This window comes from Planctomycetota bacterium, from assembly GCA_033763975.1.
Lineage (GTDB): Bacteria > Planctomycetota > Phycisphaerae > Phycisphaerales > UBA1924 > RI-211.
In genome coordinates, this window is record JANRJM010000002.1 from 220,267 (window position 1) to 237,356 (window position 17,090).

Consider the following 17,090-nt stretch of genomic DNA (forward strand, 5'->3'; position numbering starts at 1 on the left):
GTGGTTTCGTCTGTGTAGCCTCTCTGTCTTTGAGCTCTCCGCCTTTGCGCGCTCCGCGATCTTCGCGTTGAACCTCCGCTTCTCCATCTGATCGCTGTAGGCTCTCCGTGCTCTCAGCCTTCAGGCCTCTGTCTTCCTCCGCGTTCGCTTGCTCTGTCTCGCACGACGTTCGCCCGCTCACGGGCGCGCGAGCACGAAGCCGAGCCCGGCCGCCCCAAGCCCCAGCACGACGTTCGCCAGCACGTTGAGCCCGGCCCCGCCCCACTGGCCGCGCTGCGCGAGCGCGACGGTCTCGGCCCCGAACGCCGAGAACGTCGTGAACCCGCCCAGCACGCCCGTGACGAGGAACAACCGCGCGGGCGAGGCGCCCTGGTCTCTGGACGCCGCGCCCAGCAGCACGCCCGCGGCCGCGCAGCCGAGCACGTTCACCGCAAGCGTGCCCCACGGGAACGACGCGCCCACGAGCGCCACCGCGCCCCGGGAGAGCGCGAACCGCGCCACGGACCCCACGGCCCCGCCCGCCGCGACCAGAAGCGCCTGCACCAGCGTCATGTGCCGCCTCCGGCGCGAGCGGGCGCGCCGGCCCGCGCCGTACTGGCGGCGTCGCACCACGCCCGCCACGCATCGCGGATGGCGCCCTCGAACCGCCGGCAGAACGCGGGCTGATCGCACAGGGGCGAGGCGCGCACGCGCTCGCGCAGGTCCATGCGCTCGCGCGCCAGCGCACCCCGATCGTGCGCCAGGCGTGCCGCGATCTCGATGAACGCCTCGTCGCTCGGCGCGATCCACTCGGGGCGCCCCACGGCGTGCAGCAGCGTCGCGCCCACGCGCGACGCGTGCCGGTCGCCCGCGCGCGTCACCACGGGCACGCCCATCCACAGCGCCTCGCACGTCGTCGTCGTGCCGTGGTACGGGAACGGGTCGAGCGCGATGTCGACGTCGGCGTACGCCGCCAGGTGCCCGGCCTTGTCGCGCACCGGAGGGCGCAGTTCGACGCGGTCGGCGGCGATCCCGCCCTGCGCGAGGCGCGCGCGCAGATCGTCGCGCAGCGCCGCGTCCTCGAAGTTCACGGCCTTGAGCAGCAGTCGCGCGCCGGGCACGCGCCCGAGCACGCCCCGCCACAGCGCGACCGTCGCGCTGCTGATCTTCTGCGCGGAGTTGAACGAACCGAACGTGACGGGCGCGTCCGCCGCGCGCGGCGCCGGCGCGGGCGCGTCCGCTGGCGGGTCGTAGCACAGGAAGCACGGATCGAGGCGTCGCAGGCGCTCGACGCAGAACGCCTCGGCGCCGGGCGGGTCGGTGTGCGCATCGACCCAGCGCTCGGAGACGCCCCCGAGCCCCGTGGTGTTGGGATAGCCCATGTACGTGACGATGACCGGCGCGGGCCGCCGGGCGAGCGCGGGCAGGCTGTGCCCGTGCGTGAGGCCCGAGAGTTCGATCAGCACGTCGATCGAGTCGGCGTGGATGGCGCGGGCGAGGGCGTCGTCGGTGGCGGTGTCCATGACGCGCCACGCGCCCCCGAGCGTGCGGAGGCGCGCGGTGACGTCGTCGCTGGCGTAGTTGGTCTGGTAGACGACGAGGTCGATGGCCTCGCGGTCGTGGTGCCGCAGGATCGGCGCCGCGAACGCCGCGACCGAGTGCGCGCGGAGGTCCGGCGAGACGACGCCCACGCGCAGGCGGCGCGCGGGATCGCGCGTGTTCGCGTGCGCGAACGGCGGATCGGTGATCGAACGGGACAGCGCCTCGCCGAAACGACGGTGGGCCGCGAAGACCTCGCCCGCCGGCACGTCGGCGTAGTTCAGCAGCAGCGCCTCGCCCATCGCCAGCCCCGCGCTGTCCGGGTGCTGGGCGGCGTGCACGCGGATCACGTCCAGCGCCTCGTCCACGCGCGCCAGGTTCAGCAGCGTGCCGGCCAGCATGCTCGCCAGCCCGACGTGCCCGGGCTCGAGCGCCAGCCCCGCGCGCAGCAGGTCACGCGCGTCGGAGAAACGCCGCGCGTCGCAGAGCGCGCCCGCCAAGTGCTGGCGCGCGCTCGCACGCCCCGGCTCCAGCGCCAGCGCCGCCCGCAGCAGGGCCTCGGCCCGGCGCGCATCACCCTCGACCGACGCCAGGTAGCCCGCCCGCTCCTGCACGCCCGCGTCGGCCGGCGCCAGTTCCGCCGCCCGCTGCGCCCAGTGCAGCGCCTGCGGGTACGCGCCCAGCGACTCGCAGACGTCGGCGACGAGCAGGGCGGCCTCGGCGCTGCGGGGCGAACCCTGCGCCAGGCGCAGCGCCGCCGCCCGGGCCTGCTCGCCCTTCCCCTGCGCCAGCAGCGCCCGGGCCTGCGCCGCCTGGGCCGCCTTCGCGGGCGAGAGGCTCACGCCTCCCCCAGGCACCATCGCAGCACGCCCATGCGCACCAGCACGCCGTTGGACACCTGGCGGAGGATGACGCTCCGCGGGCCGTCGGCGACGGCCTCGTCGAGCTCGATCCCGCGGTTGATCGGCCCGGGGTGCATGACGATCGCGCGCTTCTTCATGCGTTCGGCGCGCTCGGGCGTCAGGGCGTAGAACGCGCGGTACTCGCGCACCGACGCGATCGCCGCGGACTTTGGCGGCACGCCCGCGGGCGGGGGCGTGCCCCCGGCGTGGCGCTCGAACTGGATCCGCAGCATCATCACCGCGTCCATGCGGGGCAGCACGTCGTCGAGCGTGTGCGAGACGTGCGCGCCCAGGCTCTCGAACGAGCGCGGCGCCAGCGCGGGCGGGCCGACGACCGTGACGTCCGCGCCCAGCGTCGTCATCGCGGCGATGGCCGAGCGCGCGACGCGCGAACTCGCGACGTCGCCCACGATCGCGACGCGCAGGCCCGCCAGGTCAAAGTCGCCCTCGCGCCCGAAGGCCTGCGCGAGCGTGAGCGTGTCGAGCAGGCCCTGCGTCGGGTGCTCGTGCCGCCCGTCGCCGGCGTTGATGACCGGAATGCGCACGGCCCGCGCGATCATGGCGCTGCTGCCGGCCTGACGCGCCCGCACCACCAGGGCCGCCACGCCCATCGCCTCGACGTTGCGCGCCGTGTCGATCAGCGTCTCGCCCTTGCTGACGCTCGAGACGCCCCCCAGGAGGTCGACGACCTCGGCCCCCAGCCGGCGGGCGGCGACGGAGAAGCTCGTGCGGGTGCGGGTCGAATCCTCGAAGAACAGGTTCGCCACGATCGCGCCGGGAACGCCCGGCCCGGGCGAGGCGGCGTCTCGCGAGAGCGCCAGCAGCCGACGAAGAAACTCGGCGGGCGCGGCCTGCAGCCCGAGCAGGCAGCGGGCGTGGGGCGTGGTGATCAGGGCCGTTCGGGCCATGCGGGGCGAGTGTACGGCGGCACCCGCCCTCGGCGGGTCCGCTCGCTCCGCCCGCGATTGCCCGCCGCGACCGGCTCGCTTCGGGCACCGGCGTAAACTCCCGGCGCGAGCGGCCCACGGACGGCGCCCTTCGCACGGGGAACTCGGCATGAATGCGATTTCGGGCGGCGGGCTGGGGCGCTTCGCGGCGCGGGCCCTCTTGGCGGGGTGTGCGGTGCTGGCCGGCGTCGGCGGCGTGGGCTGCCAGCAGTATGTCTCGTCCCCGGGCGTGCCCACCGCGAGGGGCATCCCCGAGAACCCCAACAAGCCCGCGGCCCTCACCTGCATGGTCGAGGCCGTCCGCTACGTCGCCACCCGCTACCCGCCCGGCGACCTCGGCGCCAATGCCGAGACCGTCGAGGAAGCGATGTCGCTGCAGGCGCCCTACCCGCTGGTGGTCAACCCGCCCCGCGGCCTGCGCCAGACGTTCTACGACCGCCTCGTGAAGCAGGTCGGCCCGCAGGCGCAGCCCGCCTCGCCCACCAACACGCTCGGGCCCGACCCGGTCTTTCACATCACTCGCGTCTGGATGCGCTTCGACAAGGCGACGGTGGACGTGCTCCGCCCGATGCCCGAGCTCGGGCCCGGCCCGGACGGCGCCCCGATCTACCAGACGGTGACCGTCCGCCTCACCGGCGGGCTCTCCCCCTGGCGCGTCGTGCACGCGCGGGCCTGGCCCCCGGACGAGCCTGTCCAGATCCCGCCGCCCTACCCCATGCCCGAGTTCGACCGCGTCGACCAGTTCGAGTGGCAGTTGGAGCAGGACCAGGTCAACCCGCCGGACCGCTCGAGCTACTGAGCCCGGCGGCGCCCCCGCGCCCATCTCCGATGAGCCGACTCCCCTTCAGCCTGATCGAGATGCTCGGCGAACTGACGCCCCGCGTGCGCATCGTCGACGTCGGCGCGTCGAACATCGGCGAAGAGCCGCCCTACGAGCCCCTGCTCGCGGCGGGCGCGGGCACGCTCACCGGGTTCGAGCCCGACGACGCGGCACGCGAGCAGCTCGAGACGTCCGGGCGCCACGCGGGCAAATGCCGCTACCTGCCCAACGTCGTCGGCGACGGCGCGGAGCGTGACTTCCACATCTGCGAACTCACGATGACGTCCTCGCTCTACCCGCCGAACACCCCGCTGCTGCGCCTCTTCAACGCGCTGGAGGAACTCACGCGCGTCGTGCAGACGGAGCGTGTCAAGACGACGCGTCTCGACGACGTCGCCGCGATCGACGCGATGGACTACCTCAAGATCGACGTGCAGGGCGCGGAGCTCGACGTCTTCCGCGGCGCGCCCCGCCTGCTCAGCGGCACGGTTGTCGTCCAGACCGAGGTCGAGTTCGTGCCGCTGTACGTCGGCCAGCCGCTCTTCGGCGACGTCGACGTGCACCTGCGCGCCCAGGGGTTCGTGCTGCACAGCCTGCTGACGCCCAGCGGGCGCACCTTCAAGCCGATCGTCCTCAACAGCAACCCCCTCGACACGCTCCGCCAGCACCTCTGGGCCGACGCCATCTACGTCCGCGACTTCACCCGCTTCCGCGAGCGCTCCCCCCGCGAGCTGCTCATCATCGCGACGATCATGCACGAGTGCTACGGCTCGGTCGACCTCGCCGCCCACGCCCTGCTGCACTACGACGCACAGACCCCCCGCACCGCGACGCATCCGTACGGGCTGTGGAACGAATACCTCCGGCGGTTGTGGGGCGTGCTTCCCACCGAACGCCCCGAGGTCTGAGCACGCGCCCCGACGCAACCCCGAAAGACACTCGCCCGTGCCTGACGACACCCGCACTCACCGCGCACCTCCCCCACGCCCGTTCGTGCTGGGCATCTCGGGGGCGTCGGGGGCCGTCTACTCCCTCCGCCTGCTCGACCTCCTCCTGCGCAACGGGCACGACGTGCACCTCGTCGTCTCCGACTACGGGCGGCGACTGCTCTTCGACGAGGCGGGCATCAAGAACCTCACGCCGGAAGAACTGCTCGGCGGCCGGGCAACCGCGCAGGGGTCATCCTCTGATCTTCGGAACTCCGGAACTCCGGAACTTCCCTCACTTCGGAACTCCGGAACTTCGGAACTTCCCTCCGGAACACTCTTCATCCACCCCAACAAGGACGTGGGCGCGCTCATCGCCAGCGGGTCGTTCCTCCACGGCGGGATGGTCATCCTCCCGTGCAGTTCCGCCACGCTCGGCGCGGTCGCGACCGGCTCGGGCTCGAACCTCCTCTGCCGGGCCGCGGCCGTCACGCTGAAGGAACGCCGCCCGCTGATCGTCTGCCACCGCGAGATGCCGCTGAGCCTCATCGACATCCGCAACATGGAATCCCTCGCGCTCGCCGGCGCCACCATCTGCTCACCCAACCCCGGGTTCTACCTCCACCCCACGCGCATCGAGGACATCGTCGACTTCGTCGTCGGCAAGGTCCTCGACCACCTCGGCGTCTCCCACGCGCTCAAGACCCGCTGGGAAGACCACACGCGCCGCGACTGACCGCCCGCCTGGGTTGGTTTCGGTTGCCTGGATTGCAGCAGTGTTCTGCATGGGCGGCGCAGGCGTCACGCCAGCGCGTCACGCGCCGGCTACGGCAGGTTGGGCGGGTCGATGTCCGTGCCCGTGCCGCCGAAGAGGTCGTTGCGCGGGTCGGGGCCGTCGCCCGGCCCGCCGTCGGTGCGCGGGCCCGTGGCGGTGCGCGCTAGGCGGCCGTCGCCGAGCACGCGATAGCCCAGGTCGGTGAGCCCCAGCACGCCCGAGTGCCCGTCGGCGAACATGGCGGCCGCCTTCTTCGACGAGTGGCGCGCGTCCATCCCGTTGCGGTACGGCGCGGTGCCCAGGTCCGAGGTCGGCGTGAGGCGGGGCGGGTCGATCGTGTACCCCTCGTTGCCCAGGGCCGCCTCGGTGCGCCCGTCGTTCTCGTACGGGCGGCGTTGCTCGGGCGGGAAATCCGCCGACGACCCCGACGCATCGCCCGCCACCACCGTGCGCGAGGTCTGGAGAATCGCCGACATCCGCACGGGATATTTGTGCCACACCCCGCCCGTCTGGCGGCTGTTGCCCAGGAACTGGTAGTTGTACCCGTACGTGCTGTTGCGCTCGTCGACGCGCTCGGGCGCCTCGGGGCAGACGTACACGCGGCTGTCGAAGTCCTGGCGATCAAAGTCCGTGCGGGGTTCGGCGAAGGCGTAGATGCCCACGTACCCGCCGATGCGCGCGATCCACGTCGGGCGGAACTTCAGCCCGTTGCCCACCTCGTGCCAGTTGTCGGGGCTCGACGTGCCCCCGGGCAGCCCGGGCGCGCGGTGCGCCACCAGCACCTCGCGGTGCGCGTCGGCGTACATCGTCCAGCCGGCGACCAGGTTCTTCATGTTCGACATGCAGCGGGTCGACCGCTCGGCACGCCGCGCCGACCCGAGCGAGGGCAGCAGAATGCCGATGAGCAGCGCGATGATCGCGATGACGACGAGCAGCTCGATGAGCGTGAACGCGCGACGGGCCATGGCGCCGCCAGCGTACCGCCGCCGCCGACGTGCAACGGGCCTCCCGACCCCGCGCGCGCCCGACTTTCGCGCAACCTGAACCCGACCGCCTCGTTCCGGCAAGGCGACCGCCGGCCTACGCCTTCGCGAACACGAACCGCCCGCCGTCCCACGCCACGCGCACCGTGTCGCCCGCGCCGAACTCGCCAGCGAGCATGCGGCTCGCCAGCGCGTTCTCGATCCGCGACTGGATCGTCCGCTTCAGGGGCCTCGCCCCGTACTGCGGGTCCCATCCTTCGCTCGCCAACTGCGCCTTCGCTTCGTCGGTGAGGTCCAGGGCCATGCCGCGCTCCTTGAGCCGCCCGCGCAGGCGCTCCAACTGGATGTCCACGATGCGCCCGAGGTCCTCGCGCCGCAACTGGTGGAAGATCACCACCTCGTCGATGCGGTTGAGCAACTCGGGGCGCATCAGCCCGCCCGACATCGTCATCGCGGCGCGGCTCATCACCTCCGTCACGCGGCTGGGCAGCCCGGCCGCCTTGCCGAACTCCTCGGCCATCATCCCCGCCGGCCCGCGCTTGAGCATCTCGCGGATCGCCGCCTCGATCTCCCAGTCTTCCGCGCCCTGCGCGGTCAGTTCCTGGATCTGCGCCGACCCATAGTTGCTCGTCATCACCACGATCGCGTTCTTGAAGTCCACCGTGCGCCCCTGCCCGTCGGTCAGGCGCCCGTCGTCGAGCACCTGCAGCAGGATGTTGAACACGTCCGGGTGCGCCTTCTCGATCTCGTCGAGCAGGATCACGCAGTACGGCCGGCGCCGCACGCTCTCGGTCAGTTGCCCGCCTTCGTCGAACCCGACGTACCCGGGCGGCGCGCCGATGAGCCGCGCCACGGCGTGCTTCTCGCCGTACTCGCTCATGTCGATGCGCACCACCGCCTCGTCGGTGTCGAACAGGAACTCCGCCAGCGCCTTGCACGTCTCGGTCTTGCCCACGCCCGTGGGGCCCAGGAACAGGAAGCTCCCCACCGGCCGATTGGGGTCGCTCAGGCCCGCCCTGCTCCGGCGCACGGCGTCCGCCACCGCCGTCAGCGCATGGTCCTGCCCCACCACGCGACCGCGCAGGTTCTCCTCCATCCGCAGCAGCTTGTCGCGCTCGCTCTCCACCAGGCGCGACACCGGCACGCCCGTCCAGCGCGCCACCACGCCCGCGATCGCCTCCGCGTCGACCTCTTCCTTCACCATCGCGTCGCCCCGCGCCTGGCGCGCGTCCAGGCCCCGCTCCGCCTCCTTCAGCCGCGCCTCCAGGTCGCGCAGATCGCCGTAGCGGATCCGGGCGGCGGCCTCCAGGTCGCCCCGGCGCTGCGCCTGCTCCAGTTCCACCTGCTTCGCCGCCATCAGTTCCTTCACGCGCTTGACGGCGTCGAGCTCCTTCTTCTCCTCGTCCCACCGGGCCGTCAGCGTGCGGTTGGTCTCCTGCAGCTCCGACAGCTCCTTCTCGATGCGGTCGAGCTCGCGCTTCGTGCCCTCGCCCCCCTGCGTGGCCTCGATCTTGAGCGCCTCGCGCTCGATCTCGAGCTGCATGACGCGCCGGCGCAGTTCGTCGAGCTCGCCCGGCATGCTGTCGTTCTCGATGCGCAGCTTCGCCGCCGCCTCGTCGATCAGGTCGATCGCCTTGTCGGGCAGGAACCGGTCGGCGATGTACCGATGGCTGAGCTGGGCCGCGGCGAGGATCGCCTCGTCGAGGATCCGCACGCCGTGGTGCGCCTCGTACCGGGGCTTGAGCCCGCGCAGGATCGCGACGGTCTCTTCGACGCTCGGCTGGTCGACGATGATCGGCTGGAATCGCCGCTCGAACGCCGGGTCCTTCTCGACGTGCTTGCGATACTCGTCCAGCGTCGTGGCGCCGATGCAGCGCAGTTCGCCCCGCGCCAGCGCGGGCTTGAGCATGTTGCCCGCGCTCACCGCGCCCTCGGCCGCCCCCGCCCCCAGGATCGTGTGCAGCTCGTCGATGAACAGGATGATCCGCCCCGCCGACGCCTGCACCTCGCGCAGCACGCCCTTCAGGCGCTCCTCGAACTCGCCCCGGTACTTCGCGCCCGCCAGCAACTGGCCCACGTCGAGCGCCATGATCTTCTTGCCCCGCATGTTCTCCGGGCAGTCGCCGTTGATGATCCGCAGCGCCAGCCCCTCGGCGATCGCCGTCTTGCCCACGCCCGGCTCGCCGATCAGCACCGGGTTGTTCTTCGTCCGGCGCTCCAGCACCTGCATGCAGCGCCGGATCTCTTCGTCGCGCCCGATCACCGGATCGACCTTCCCCTGCTGGGCCTTCTCCGTCAGGTCGATCGCGTACTTCTTGAGCGCCTCGAAGCTGCTCTCGGCGTCCGGATCGGTCACGTTCGTCACCCCGCTGGCGGCCCGGATCTCCTTCACCGCCTGCTCCACGCGCCCCCTCGACACGCCCAGCGTGCTCAGCACGTCCTTCGCCGGCGTCGGCGCGTCGCACAGCGCCAGCAGCAGGTGCTCGCTGCTGATATACGCATCACCCAGGCGCGTGCTCTCCTGCTCGGCCCGCGTCACCACGTCCAGCACCTGCCGCCCAGGAACGCCCGCGTTGGTCGAGGTCGTCGGCAGCCGCCCGATCTCCGCCCCCGTCACCTGCGCCACGCGCATCGGCTCCACGCCCGCGCGGGTCAGGATCGACCACCCCGGCCCGGATCGGTCCTTGATGATCGCCGCCAGGATGTGGAGCCCCGACACCTCGGGGCTGCGCCGCGCCACCGCGTCGCTCTGCGCGTCGGAAAGCACCTGCTGGGCAATGGTCGTCAATCGGTCTGCACGCATGGGCGGCCCTCCTGCGCTCGAACCATGCAAGCCGTGCGCCGAACGCATGCCCGTCGCATGAAGCACCCCGCACCCGCGCCCCACACGCCCGGCCCGCTCGCCTGCCACAGCGGCAGCCGCAACCGCCTCCGTCCCGGCGGCGTATCGTCGGCCGGCGTCGCGACCCGTTTGGGAGCGAACAGAGTCCGTACCAGAACTTGCCCGGCGGCTTGACGGCCCGCGGCAGTTTCGGGTACAACTTCAGGCCGCGCGTCGCGCCCGGACAGGGAGCGGCGCCACCGAGTCGAATCAGGAGTTTGCCATGCCGCGTCGCGCTTGTGCTGCCGCTCTCGTCGTTCCCGTGCTCGCGCTCAGCGCTCTGGTCGGCTGCAGCTCGAAGGGCACCTCGCCCTCGGCCATCCGGTCCGACCTCACGCCGGAACTCCGCACGTCGTACCAGCGTCCGGAGGACATCCGGAACATGTACGCGCACACGACGAACGCGAACTACCGCCTGATGCGCGACGACTTCTACCGCTTCTGGCTGCTCGAGCGCCCCAGCCGCCTGAGCCTCACGCCGATGCCGCACTGACGTGTCGGGGCTCGGGCACCCGTCCGACCCCGCGCGCCGGGCCGTGGTTCACCCGGATACCAGGTCACGCGGCCATCAGGTCACGCGGTCACCGGCTCACGCGGCGGCCTAGTTCGGCCGTCGCGACGCCTTCTCGCGTTCGGCCAGGTCCTGCGCCACGCGCACCTGCTCGCGCTCGAAGATCACCCGCCACGCCGGGTCCTTCTCGACCAGGATGCCCCGCTTCACCCGCTCCAGCCCGGCGGGCGTGCTCTGGTTGAGTTCCCTCGCCGCCAGCACCGCCCCGCGCAGCGACGGCACGTGGTACGCCCCGCGCTCCAGCGAGAGTTCGTAGAGACGCAGCGCGTCCTCGTGCCACCCGGCGTTCATGTGCAGCAGCGCGAGGTTCTCGTAGGGGCGCGGGTCGGTAGGCAGCAGTTCGGCGGCACGCTGGAAGCTCGACGCCGCCTCCAGGTTCTCGCGCGTCTGCATGAGCGCGATCCCGAGGTTGTGCCACGCCGCCCCCAGACCGTCGTGATGCCGCAGCGCCTCGCGATTGAGGGAGATGGCCCGGGCCCAGTCCTCCTTGTCGATCGCCCGCTCGCCCTGGGCGGCCAGTTCCGCGGCCAACTGCGCGTCGCGCGCCGGCAGTTCGGCGTTGCCCGCCCGGCGATTCGACGCGCAGCCCGCCAGCAGCGCCACACCCACAACGACCGCCACACGCGCGTACATCATTCGGCCCGCTCCCACCGCGTGAACCGCACCGTCACGAACCACACCTGCTGCTCGGGACGCACCTTGAACGAGAAGACCTCCAGGCTCGGGGCCTGCTCGCGCACGCGCGCGATCCAGTTCAGGATCGCGTCCAGCGAGGGGTCGCGCACGTCGTACGTCCACTCGTAGCGCACCGCGCTCGACCCGGGGCTGCTCGACTCGCGCGTGCGCGGCGCCACAACCCGGTCGCGCAGCCCCGCCTCGCGCCCCGCCCGCTCGATCAGCCCCAGCACCTGCTGCCCCGCGTCGCTGGCACGGGGCGAACTGGTGTCCGGCCCCGCCGACCGCAGCGCCTGCAGGCGGGCCGCCGTCTCCACCACACGACCCGCCGTGTCCTGCTGCGTGCGCAGCTTCGACCGCGCCGCCGCGAACGAACTCCACCCCAGGACCAGCGCGAGCACGGCCCCCGCGAGCACGAGGCCCGCCAGGAGCACGACGTGTCGGGGCTGGTTGCTCCGCTCCGCCCGCGCCGCCACCGACGCCAGCAGCAGCCGACGCTCCTCCGCCGCGCCACCATCGGGAAGTTGCGTCACGCGCCGTTTCCCCCGCTGCGCGGCGCGGGCGTCGCCCAGTCCGCCCGGTACTCCGCGCGCACCCGCCGCTCCGCCCCGCCGGGCACGTCCCGCACCTGCAGCGTCCAGTTGTCGACGTGCGAGCCCCCCACGCGCCGGAACCCCTCGAGGATCGCCTCCGCCTGCTGCGCGCTCCGAACGATCGTCACCACGCGCACCCGCGTCGTCGAATCCAGATCCAGATCCTCCAGATCGCACCCGGCGCTCGCCAGCACCAGCGAGATCGTCTCGAACTCCTGCATCACCGGCTGGGTCTGGTCCGTGCGCACGACCGGGGCCGCCGCCCGCTCCAGCCGGCGCACCTCGTCCTCCAACTGGGCGAGGGGCGTCACGCCGGGTCTGGGGCGGGCGGCCTCGGGAGACACCTCGGCGATGAGCGCGGTCCAGCGCGCCTTCCAATCGTCCGCCGCCCGGCGTGCCGCCTCGCTCGCGCGCGACAACTGCCACACGCCGATGGCGACCCCGCCCGCCGCCACCATCAACGCCGCCGCCCGCGCCAGGTGCATCCGCCGATGGGCCGCCCCGGGCCGGTTGGCCAGCGCGGGCAACCCCGTCGACGGATCGTCCGACAGCGCGAACGCCCGGGGCGTGTCCTCCAGCGCCCGCGCCAGACGCGCGAGCGTCTCGCCCACCGGGTCCGCCACGCGCACGGCGTCGAACGGCGCTTTCGCCCACGAGGCGACCAGCGCCCGCACGAAGTCCTCGTCGCCCGCCGCCGCGTCCGGCAGCACGCCCACGACGCGCCCCGGCACGCGTCCGAGCTGCACGCCCCACGACAGCCACTCCGCCGTCAGCCGCGACGCCTCGTCGGCGCCCAGGTGCACCGCCCCGTCGGGCGCCGAGGTACGCACGCGCATCGCCCCCGCGCACAGCACGCGCCCGCCCCACGACCAGCACCACAGCAGCCGCCCCTCGGGATCGACCACCAGCACCGCGCACACCGGGCCGGGGTCGGCGAGCGGCGCGTCGCGTTCGGCCCCGCGGGGCGCGCCGGGGTCCCAGGCCCGGGCCATCGCGTGCCACAGCGTGGACACGCTCTCGACGGGCACGCGCGCCCGGTCGAGCGCATCGATGAGCAATCGGGCGGGCACGTCGGTGATGCCCAGCACCGCCAGGCGCGAAACGCCGTCGCCGCCGCGCTGCCCCAGGGCCTGCAGCGTCGCGCCCCGGTCGTCGGGCGCGTAGTAGTCGAGCGCCCCGCCCGCGGGGGGCGCACCGTCGCCCGAGCCCATGCGGGCGCTCGCCGCGACCACCGCCGGCTCGGCGCTGGGCGCGCTCAGCCACGCGCACACGCCCCCCTCGACATCGACGCAGAGCTGGGCAATGCCGGTGGACGATCGCGTGCGGTCGAGCTGCTCGCGCACCCACGCCGCCACCGGCGGGAAATCTTCCGCCACGCCCTCGAGTGCGCCGGTCTCGGGGTAGCGGACGTCGGACCGCTCGCCCGTGAGACGGACCGCCCGCAGCCGTGCGCCGCGGTCACCCCGCGACAGAAAGAGCACCCGTGCGCTCACCGCGCGCCCCCGGACTGCTGCTGGCGTTCCTCAGACTCCGCCGCCTCCTGCTCGAACTGCTGCTTGGCGGCGTCCCAGATCTCGTTCTCGCCCTTGAAGCGCCCCGACGCCTTGATCTCCGAGAAGATCTCGTCCAGCCGCTCGGGCGAGTTGTCGGGCGTCCCGCGGACGCGCTTCGTCGGCCCGGGAGTGCGCGACGGCACCGGCGACCCGCCCAGCACGCCCGCCAGCGACGTGCCCTTGGCGGCCCCCGGCGCCGTCGGCCGCGGCAGGTTCTTGATCGCCATCGGCGCCGGCCCGGGCGCCGGCGCCGGCGCGGCGCGCGACAGCACCTCGCCCGTCCGCTCCGCCATCGGGATCGTCCGGCGTCCCGCGCCGTCCTCGACGACGAGCTTGTCCGGCTCCACCCGCACGATCTTCCCGCCGCCCAAGAGCGTGTCACCGGCCTTCACGATCCGCTGGCGCTCGCCGTCTACCAGCACCGCCAGCAGCCGGCTCCCAACCGCGATGTTCGCGATATAGCGGGCCTCGGCCGGGGGCGGTGGTGGCGGGGGCGCCGCGGCGGACGCGCCCGGCGTTTCCGGCGTCGGCGACCCGGGAGCCGCCGGCGCCCGCGGGCTGTTGCCCAGCGCGCGCATCCGCGCACTCGCTGCCTCGATGTCGAGCGCCGCCTCGATCCGCGTCTCGCCGGGCTCGGTGCGTGGCGGCGGGGGCGGCAGCGTCAGCACGTCCGGCACCGGCTCGACCCGCGACACCGGCAGCCCCAGCACGCCCAGCGCCGCCCCGCACGCGAGCAGCACCGCGCCCGCGCCCGCGGCCAGGCGCGTGTTCGCCTTCGCGGCGCCGCGATCGATGATCGGGGGCGTCATGGTGCGTCTCCCATTGGCATCTCGTCAGGATACGGAACCTCGGCGACGCGTTCCCAGCCGAAGATCGCCACGCTCCGCTGCACCATGTTCGCGCGGTCGCCCCCGGCCCGCGCGCGGACGAAGATCGCCCACGCCCGGTACTCGACCGGCTGCGCCCGCACCCGCCCGGAATCAAGCACCGCCCGCACGCGCCAGAGCGTGGGCGTCGCCGTCAGCAGCGCGTGCGCCCGCTGCTTCTGCTCGTCGGACAGCTCCGAGCCCGAGATCAGGTTGCGCAGCCCTTCCTCGTCGATGAACCCCTCCGCGCGCCGACGCGCCGCGATGTCGCCCGCCAGCCCGCTCGCCGCGCCCCCGCCCGTGATCGCCCCCAGCGCCGCCTGCAGCACCGCCTCGGGCGCCGTGTTCACGCTCACCGACAGCGGGCCCTCCTCGCGCGTCATGCGCGTCGCGTCCTCGGGCGATGCCTCCACGAGGCGCCGCAGCAGGTCTCGCCCGAGCGTGAAGTTCTCCTGCCCCAGCCCCGACAGGTTTGACAGCGCCGGCCCCTGCCCGTCTTCCAGGTAGATCGACAGCACCTCGCCGCCCGCCACGCGCAGGTCCGCCAGCTTCCCGTCCCGGTCCAGCGCCTGCCCGATCGTCCCCTGCTTGCGCTGCGCCAGCAGGTTGAGCGCCTCGCTCAGCCCGCGCGTCGCATGCCCGAACGCGTACGCGTCGATCTGACGCTGCGCCGTGCGCTGGTCCGCCCCGTGACGCTGCAGCATCACCGCCAGCATCGTCGTGCACACGACCACCAGCAGCAGCGCCAGGGGCAGCGCGAACGCGCCGCGATGACGCGCGAGGGTGCTCACTTGGCCCCCCCCTTCCCGCCGCCCTTGTCGCCACCCTTGCCCCCGCCGGTGCCCCCGCCGGTGCCGCCCCCGCCCGCGCCGCCGGCCCCGGAACCGAAGCCGCCCCCGCCCCCAGCGCCCGACGGCCTGGCCACCTCGCCCGGCGCGGGCGGCGCCTCGGGCGGCCGCGCCGACTCGGGCCCGTACGAGCCGTCCGTCTCGAACATGTACTTCGCCCGCAGCCCCGCGCCCGTCTCGATCTCCAACTCCACGTACGCCGGCAACGCCTGGCGCGTCGCCGCCTCGAACGCCACCTTCCGCTCGCGATCGTCGAAGAACGTCCACCGCGCGTACCGGATGTTCGCCGCCACCTGGTACGCCTCGCCCAGCACCGGCGACGGCGGCGACGGGTCGTCCACGTACTCGCCCCGCGCCGGCAGCGGCACCCACCACAACTCCCACAAGATCGGCGTCTCCGTCGGTCCGCCGCTCAGCGCGCGGATCGCCTCGAGATCACCCTGCGCCCCGCGGCTTCCCTGCGGCCAGAACTCGAACGCCCCCCGCACCGCCCGCACCGGCGCCTGCGCCTCCTCCACATCCGCATCCGCCGCCGCGCTCGCTCCACGCTCGTCCTTCGCCACGTCGTCGGCCGATCGCCGCGCCCGACGCGTCGTCCCATCCACCCACCGCCACAGGTCCCGCGATGAATCCGGCACCGGCGAATCCATCAGCACCGCTTCCAGCCGCTGCACCGCGTAGACCCCCGGATCGTCGCGACGCGACATCATGATCCCCGCGACACGCGGGTCGGCCTCCAAGATCACCCGGGGCGTCAGCAGCCGCTCCTCCGCCTCCCCCTCCGCCTCCGTGCCCGTCTCGCGCGCCCGCGCGGTCGGGGTCGCTCGCGGACGCGTCGCCCGCGGCGTCATCAGGAACGACAGCGTCGCCCGCTGCATCACCAGCCGCACCTGCGCCAGGTCCGAGCCCTGCTCCGCCCGCACCCCCAGCAGCCGATCCGTCCGCTCCATCGACATGAACATCATCATCGCGACGAGCACCAGCCCGCTCGCGATCGCGACGGCCAGCGTCATCTCCAGCAGCGTGAACGCGCGTCGCTTCACTTGGGCCGCTCCCCGCCCGCGGCCCCGCCCGGCGAACGCGCCGGCGCACGCTCGCGCCGCGACCCGCCCCCGCTGTTCGAGAACCGGGCGATCTCCTCCATGAAGCGCTGGTAGCGCGCGCTCCCGGGCGTGCCGAAGATGTGCTCGATCGTGTCGGGGTTGCGCATCCCCAGCGGATCGATCAGGCGTCCCATGCTCGCGTGGGGCACCAGCGCATCAAACACGTACGACCCGCCGGATTCCTCCGCCAGCCACACCCGCACCCCCACGTGCTCCAGCCGGTCGTCCGTCACGGAGACATTCGTCGGGCCCGCGTTCTCCTGGATGAACTCCGGATTCGCCCACACGCGCTCGACCGGCGTGCGCTCAAGCTCCCAGCGGAAGCGCTCGCCCTCGTACTCCACGGGGTACGACGGCGGGGGCATGGTGTCCGGGTCGTCGAGGTACTGCAGGATCAGCCGGTTGGCGACCTCGGCGCACGCGAGACGCTGGCGCTGGCGCACCTGCCCGGCGATCATGGAGTTGAACGCGCTGAACATCACCGCCGCCAGCAGGGCGAGGATGACCGTCGCGCCGATCGTCTCCATGAACGTGAGCCCGCGGCGCCACGCGAGCGTCGTGCCGAGCCTGCCGCGCCGAGTTCCACCCGGGCCGCCGCGTGTCACCGGTTGCACCCCGAACCCGGTCAGTTGGACCCGGGCGATTCCTGGTTGATGCGCCAGACGTCGACGTCGTCCTCGTCGCCCAACTGCCCGTTCTCGCCCGCCGAGCCCAGGACGTACTTGTGGGCGCCGGCCGGACGCGGATCGTAGACGAGCGGCTTGTCCCAGCCGTCGCGCAACTTCCCGTCCTCCAGGAACTTGGCCGTCACGAGCGTGCGCAGGTCCGGCGGATAGGCGCTGTAGTTCAGGTGGTACGACTCGATTTGGTTCTTCACGGTCGTCAGCGTCATCTCCGTCGCACGCCGCTTGGACCGCTCGCCCGCGCCCGCCAGACTGACCGCCGCCACCGCGATCAGGACGCCCATGATCGCGATCACGAGCGTGAGCTCGAGGAGCGAGAAACCCGGACGTGCCGGCACGACGGCGGCGGTGCTGCGCTGCATGAGATCGTCTCCCGCGGCGTCCCCCCCGGGGGGGCACGCGTCAAAGTCTACCCCGCCTCCGGTATTCGCCCATGAATACGGGGC

Annotated in this window: 17 protein-coding genes; 4 read left to right on the top strand and 13 right to left on the bottom strand. The window is 73.1% G+C overall.

Translation table 11 applies throughout. The annotated features are described in order from the left end of the window. Positions 1-177: 177 nt before the first annotated feature. The 3 genes from crcB to SFY69_02225 are packed head-to-tail and all read right to left on the bottom strand — an operon-like array spanning position 178 to position 3,328. Positions 178-552 (bottom strand): fluoride efflux transporter CrcB, encoded by a 375-nt coding sequence (gene crcB / locus SFY69_02215; GenBank protein ID MDX2130851.1) that lies wholly within the window; start codon positions 550-552, stop codon positions 178-180. Then, positions 549-2,360 carry a glycosyltransferase gene (locus SFY69_02220; protein MDX2130852.1) on the bottom strand — a complete coding sequence of 604 codons (1,812 nt, stop codon included), beginning with the start codon at positions 2,358-2,360 and terminating at the stop codon, positions 549-551. The genes crcB and SFY69_02220 overlap by 4 nt, the downstream gene beginning before the upstream one ends. Continuing rightward, the gene (locus SFY69_02225) at positions 2,357-3,328 is read right to left on the bottom strand and encodes an aspartate carbamoyltransferase catalytic subunit (protein ID MDX2130853.1); all 972 of its coding nucleotides are present in this window, start codon (positions 3,326-3,328) and stop codon (positions 2,357-2,359) included. Before SFY69_02225 ends, SFY69_02220 begins: the two co-directional genes overlap by 4 nt. A gap of 148 nt (positions 3,329-3,476) precedes the next feature. Here SFY69_02225 and SFY69_02230 point away from each other — a divergent pair, with 148 nt between their 5' ends. From SFY69_02230 to SFY69_02240, 3 genes are read left to right on the top strand one after another with little or no spacing between them, the layout of a single operon-like run. Continuing rightward, positions 3,477-4,166, top strand: coding sequence for a hypothetical protein (locus SFY69_02230; GenBank protein MDX2130854.1), 690 nt, complete (start codon positions 3,477-3,479; stop codon positions 4,164-4,166). A 29-nt stretch (positions 4,167-4,195) separates the two neighbouring features. Then, complete coding sequence (locus SFY69_02235) at positions 4,196-5,095, top strand: FkbM family methyltransferase (protein ID MDX2130855.1); 900 nt, start codon at positions 4,196-4,198, stop codon at positions 5,093-5,095. A gap of 37 nt (positions 5,096-5,132) precedes the next feature. Then, complete coding sequence (locus SFY69_02240; GenBank protein ID MDX2130856.1) at positions 5,133-5,849, top strand: UbiX family flavin prenyltransferase; 717 nt, start codon at positions 5,133-5,135, stop codon at positions 5,847-5,849. A gap of 89 nt (positions 5,850-5,938) precedes the next feature. On the opposite strand, the gene SFY69_02245 is transcribed toward SFY69_02240, so the two are convergent. Both SFY69_02245 and SFY69_02250 read right to left on the bottom strand, forming a co-directional pair. Beyond that, positions 5,939-6,853 (bottom strand): prepilin-type N-terminal cleavage/methylation domain-containing protein, encoded by a 915-nt coding sequence (locus SFY69_02245; GenBank protein MDX2130857.1) that lies wholly within the window; start codon positions 6,851-6,853, stop codon positions 5,939-5,941. Between the two features lie 115 nt (positions 6,854-6,968). Next, a complete protein-coding gene (locus tag SFY69_02250) occupies positions 6,969-9,674 on the bottom strand; it encodes an AAA family ATPase (protein ID MDX2130858.1) in 2,706 nt (901 codons plus the stop codon). 301 nt (positions 9,675-9,975) lie between these two features. Between SFY69_02250 and SFY69_02255 the strand changes: the two genes are divergently transcribed. Next, positions 9,976-10,245 carry a hypothetical protein gene (locus tag SFY69_02255; protein ID MDX2130859.1) on the top strand — a complete coding sequence of 90 codons (270 nt, stop codon included), beginning with the start codon at positions 9,976-9,978 and terminating at the stop codon, positions 10,243-10,245. A gap of 108 nt (positions 10,246-10,353) precedes the next feature. Here the strand turns inward: SFY69_02255 and SFY69_02260 are convergent, their stop codons facing one another. Genes SFY69_02260 through SFY69_02295 form a run of 8 tightly spaced genes read right to left on the bottom strand, consistent with a single transcriptional unit; the run spans position 10,354 to position 17,006 of the window. Further along, positions 10,354-10,959 carry a hypothetical protein gene (locus tag SFY69_02260; protein ID MDX2130860.1) on the bottom strand — a complete coding sequence of 202 codons (606 nt, stop codon included), beginning with the start codon at positions 10,957-10,959 and terminating at the stop codon, positions 10,354-10,356. Continuing rightward, positions 10,956-11,531: a hypothetical protein gene (locus SFY69_02265; GenBank protein ID MDX2130861.1), complete on the bottom strand. Its 576-nt coding sequence runs from the start codon at positions 11,529-11,531 to the stop codon at positions 10,956-10,958. Before SFY69_02265 ends, SFY69_02260 begins: the two co-directional genes overlap by 4 nt. Beyond that, positions 11,528-13,084: a hypothetical protein gene (locus SFY69_02270; GenBank protein MDX2130862.1), complete on the bottom strand. Its 1,557-nt coding sequence runs from the start codon at positions 13,082-13,084 to the stop codon at positions 11,528-11,530. The genes SFY69_02265 and SFY69_02270 overlap by 4 nt, the downstream gene beginning before the upstream one ends. After that, a complete protein-coding gene (locus SFY69_02275; GenBank protein ID MDX2130863.1) occupies positions 13,081-13,953 on the bottom strand; it encodes a hypothetical protein in 873 nt (290 codons plus the stop codon). The genes SFY69_02270 and SFY69_02275 overlap by 4 nt, the downstream gene beginning before the upstream one ends. Further along, positions 13,950-14,801, bottom strand: a complete 852-nt coding sequence (locus tag SFY69_02280) for a hypothetical protein (GenBank protein MDX2130864.1) — start codon at positions 14,799-14,801, stop codon at positions 13,950-13,952. The genes SFY69_02275 and SFY69_02280 overlap by 4 nt, the downstream gene beginning before the upstream one ends. Beyond that, on the bottom strand, positions 14,798-15,901 hold the full coding sequence (locus SFY69_02285; protein ID MDX2130865.1) for a prepilin-type N-terminal cleavage/methylation domain-containing protein: 1,104 nt from the start codon (positions 15,899-15,901) through the stop codon (positions 14,798-14,800). Before SFY69_02285 ends, SFY69_02280 begins: the two co-directional genes overlap by 4 nt. Next, positions 15,898-16,566 carry a type II secretion system protein gene (locus SFY69_02290; protein ID MDX2130866.1) on the bottom strand — a complete coding sequence of 223 codons (669 nt, stop codon included), beginning with the start codon at positions 16,564-16,566 and terminating at the stop codon, positions 15,898-15,900. Before SFY69_02290 ends, SFY69_02285 begins: the two co-directional genes overlap by 4 nt. A 20-nt stretch (positions 16,567-16,586) precedes the next feature. Next, the gene (locus tag SFY69_02295; protein ID MDX2130867.1) at positions 16,587-17,006 is read right to left on the bottom strand and encodes a type II secretion system protein GspG; all 420 of its coding nucleotides are present in this window, start codon (positions 17,004-17,006) and stop codon (positions 16,587-16,589) included. Positions 17,007-17,090 lie beyond the last annotated feature (84 nt).

Coding starts and splice junctions, on each gene's coding strand:
- SFY69_02275 (MDX2130863.1), bottom strand. CDS start 13,953: ATGACGCCCCCGATCATCGATCGCGGCGCCGCGAAGGCGAACACGCGC.
- SFY69_02245 (MDX2130857.1), bottom strand. CDS start 6,853: ATGGCCCGTCGCGCGTTCACGCTCATCGAGCTGCTCGTCGTCATCGCG.
- SFY69_02295 (MDX2130867.1), bottom strand. CDS start 17,006: ATGCAGCGCAGCACCGCCGCCGTCGTGCCGGCACGTCCGGGTTTCTCG.
- SFY69_02235 (MDX2130855.1), top strand. CDS start 4,196: ATGAGCCGACTCCCCTTCAGCCTGATCGAGATGCTCGGCGAACTGACG.
- SFY69_02250 (MDX2130858.1), bottom strand. CDS start 9,674: ATGCGTGCAGACCGATTGACGACCATTGCCCAGCAGGTGCTTTCCGAC.
- SFY69_02225 (MDX2130853.1), bottom strand. CDS start 3,328: ATGGCCCGAACGGCCCTGATCACCACGCCCCACGCCCGCTGCCTGCTC.
- SFY69_02260 (MDX2130860.1), bottom strand. CDS start 10,959: ATGATGTACGCGCGTGTGGCGGTCGTTGTGGGTGTGGCGCTGCTGGCG.
- crcB (MDX2130851.1), bottom strand. CDS start 552: ATGACGCTGGTGCAGGCGCTTCTGGTCGCGGCGGGCGGGGCCGTGGGG.
- SFY69_02255 (MDX2130859.1), top strand. CDS start 9,976: ATGCCGCGTCGCGCTTGTGCTGCCGCTCTCGTCGTTCCCGTGCTCGCG.
- SFY69_02230 (MDX2130854.1), top strand. CDS start 3,477: ATGAATGCGATTTCGGGCGGCGGGCTGGGGCGCTTCGCGGCGCGGGCC.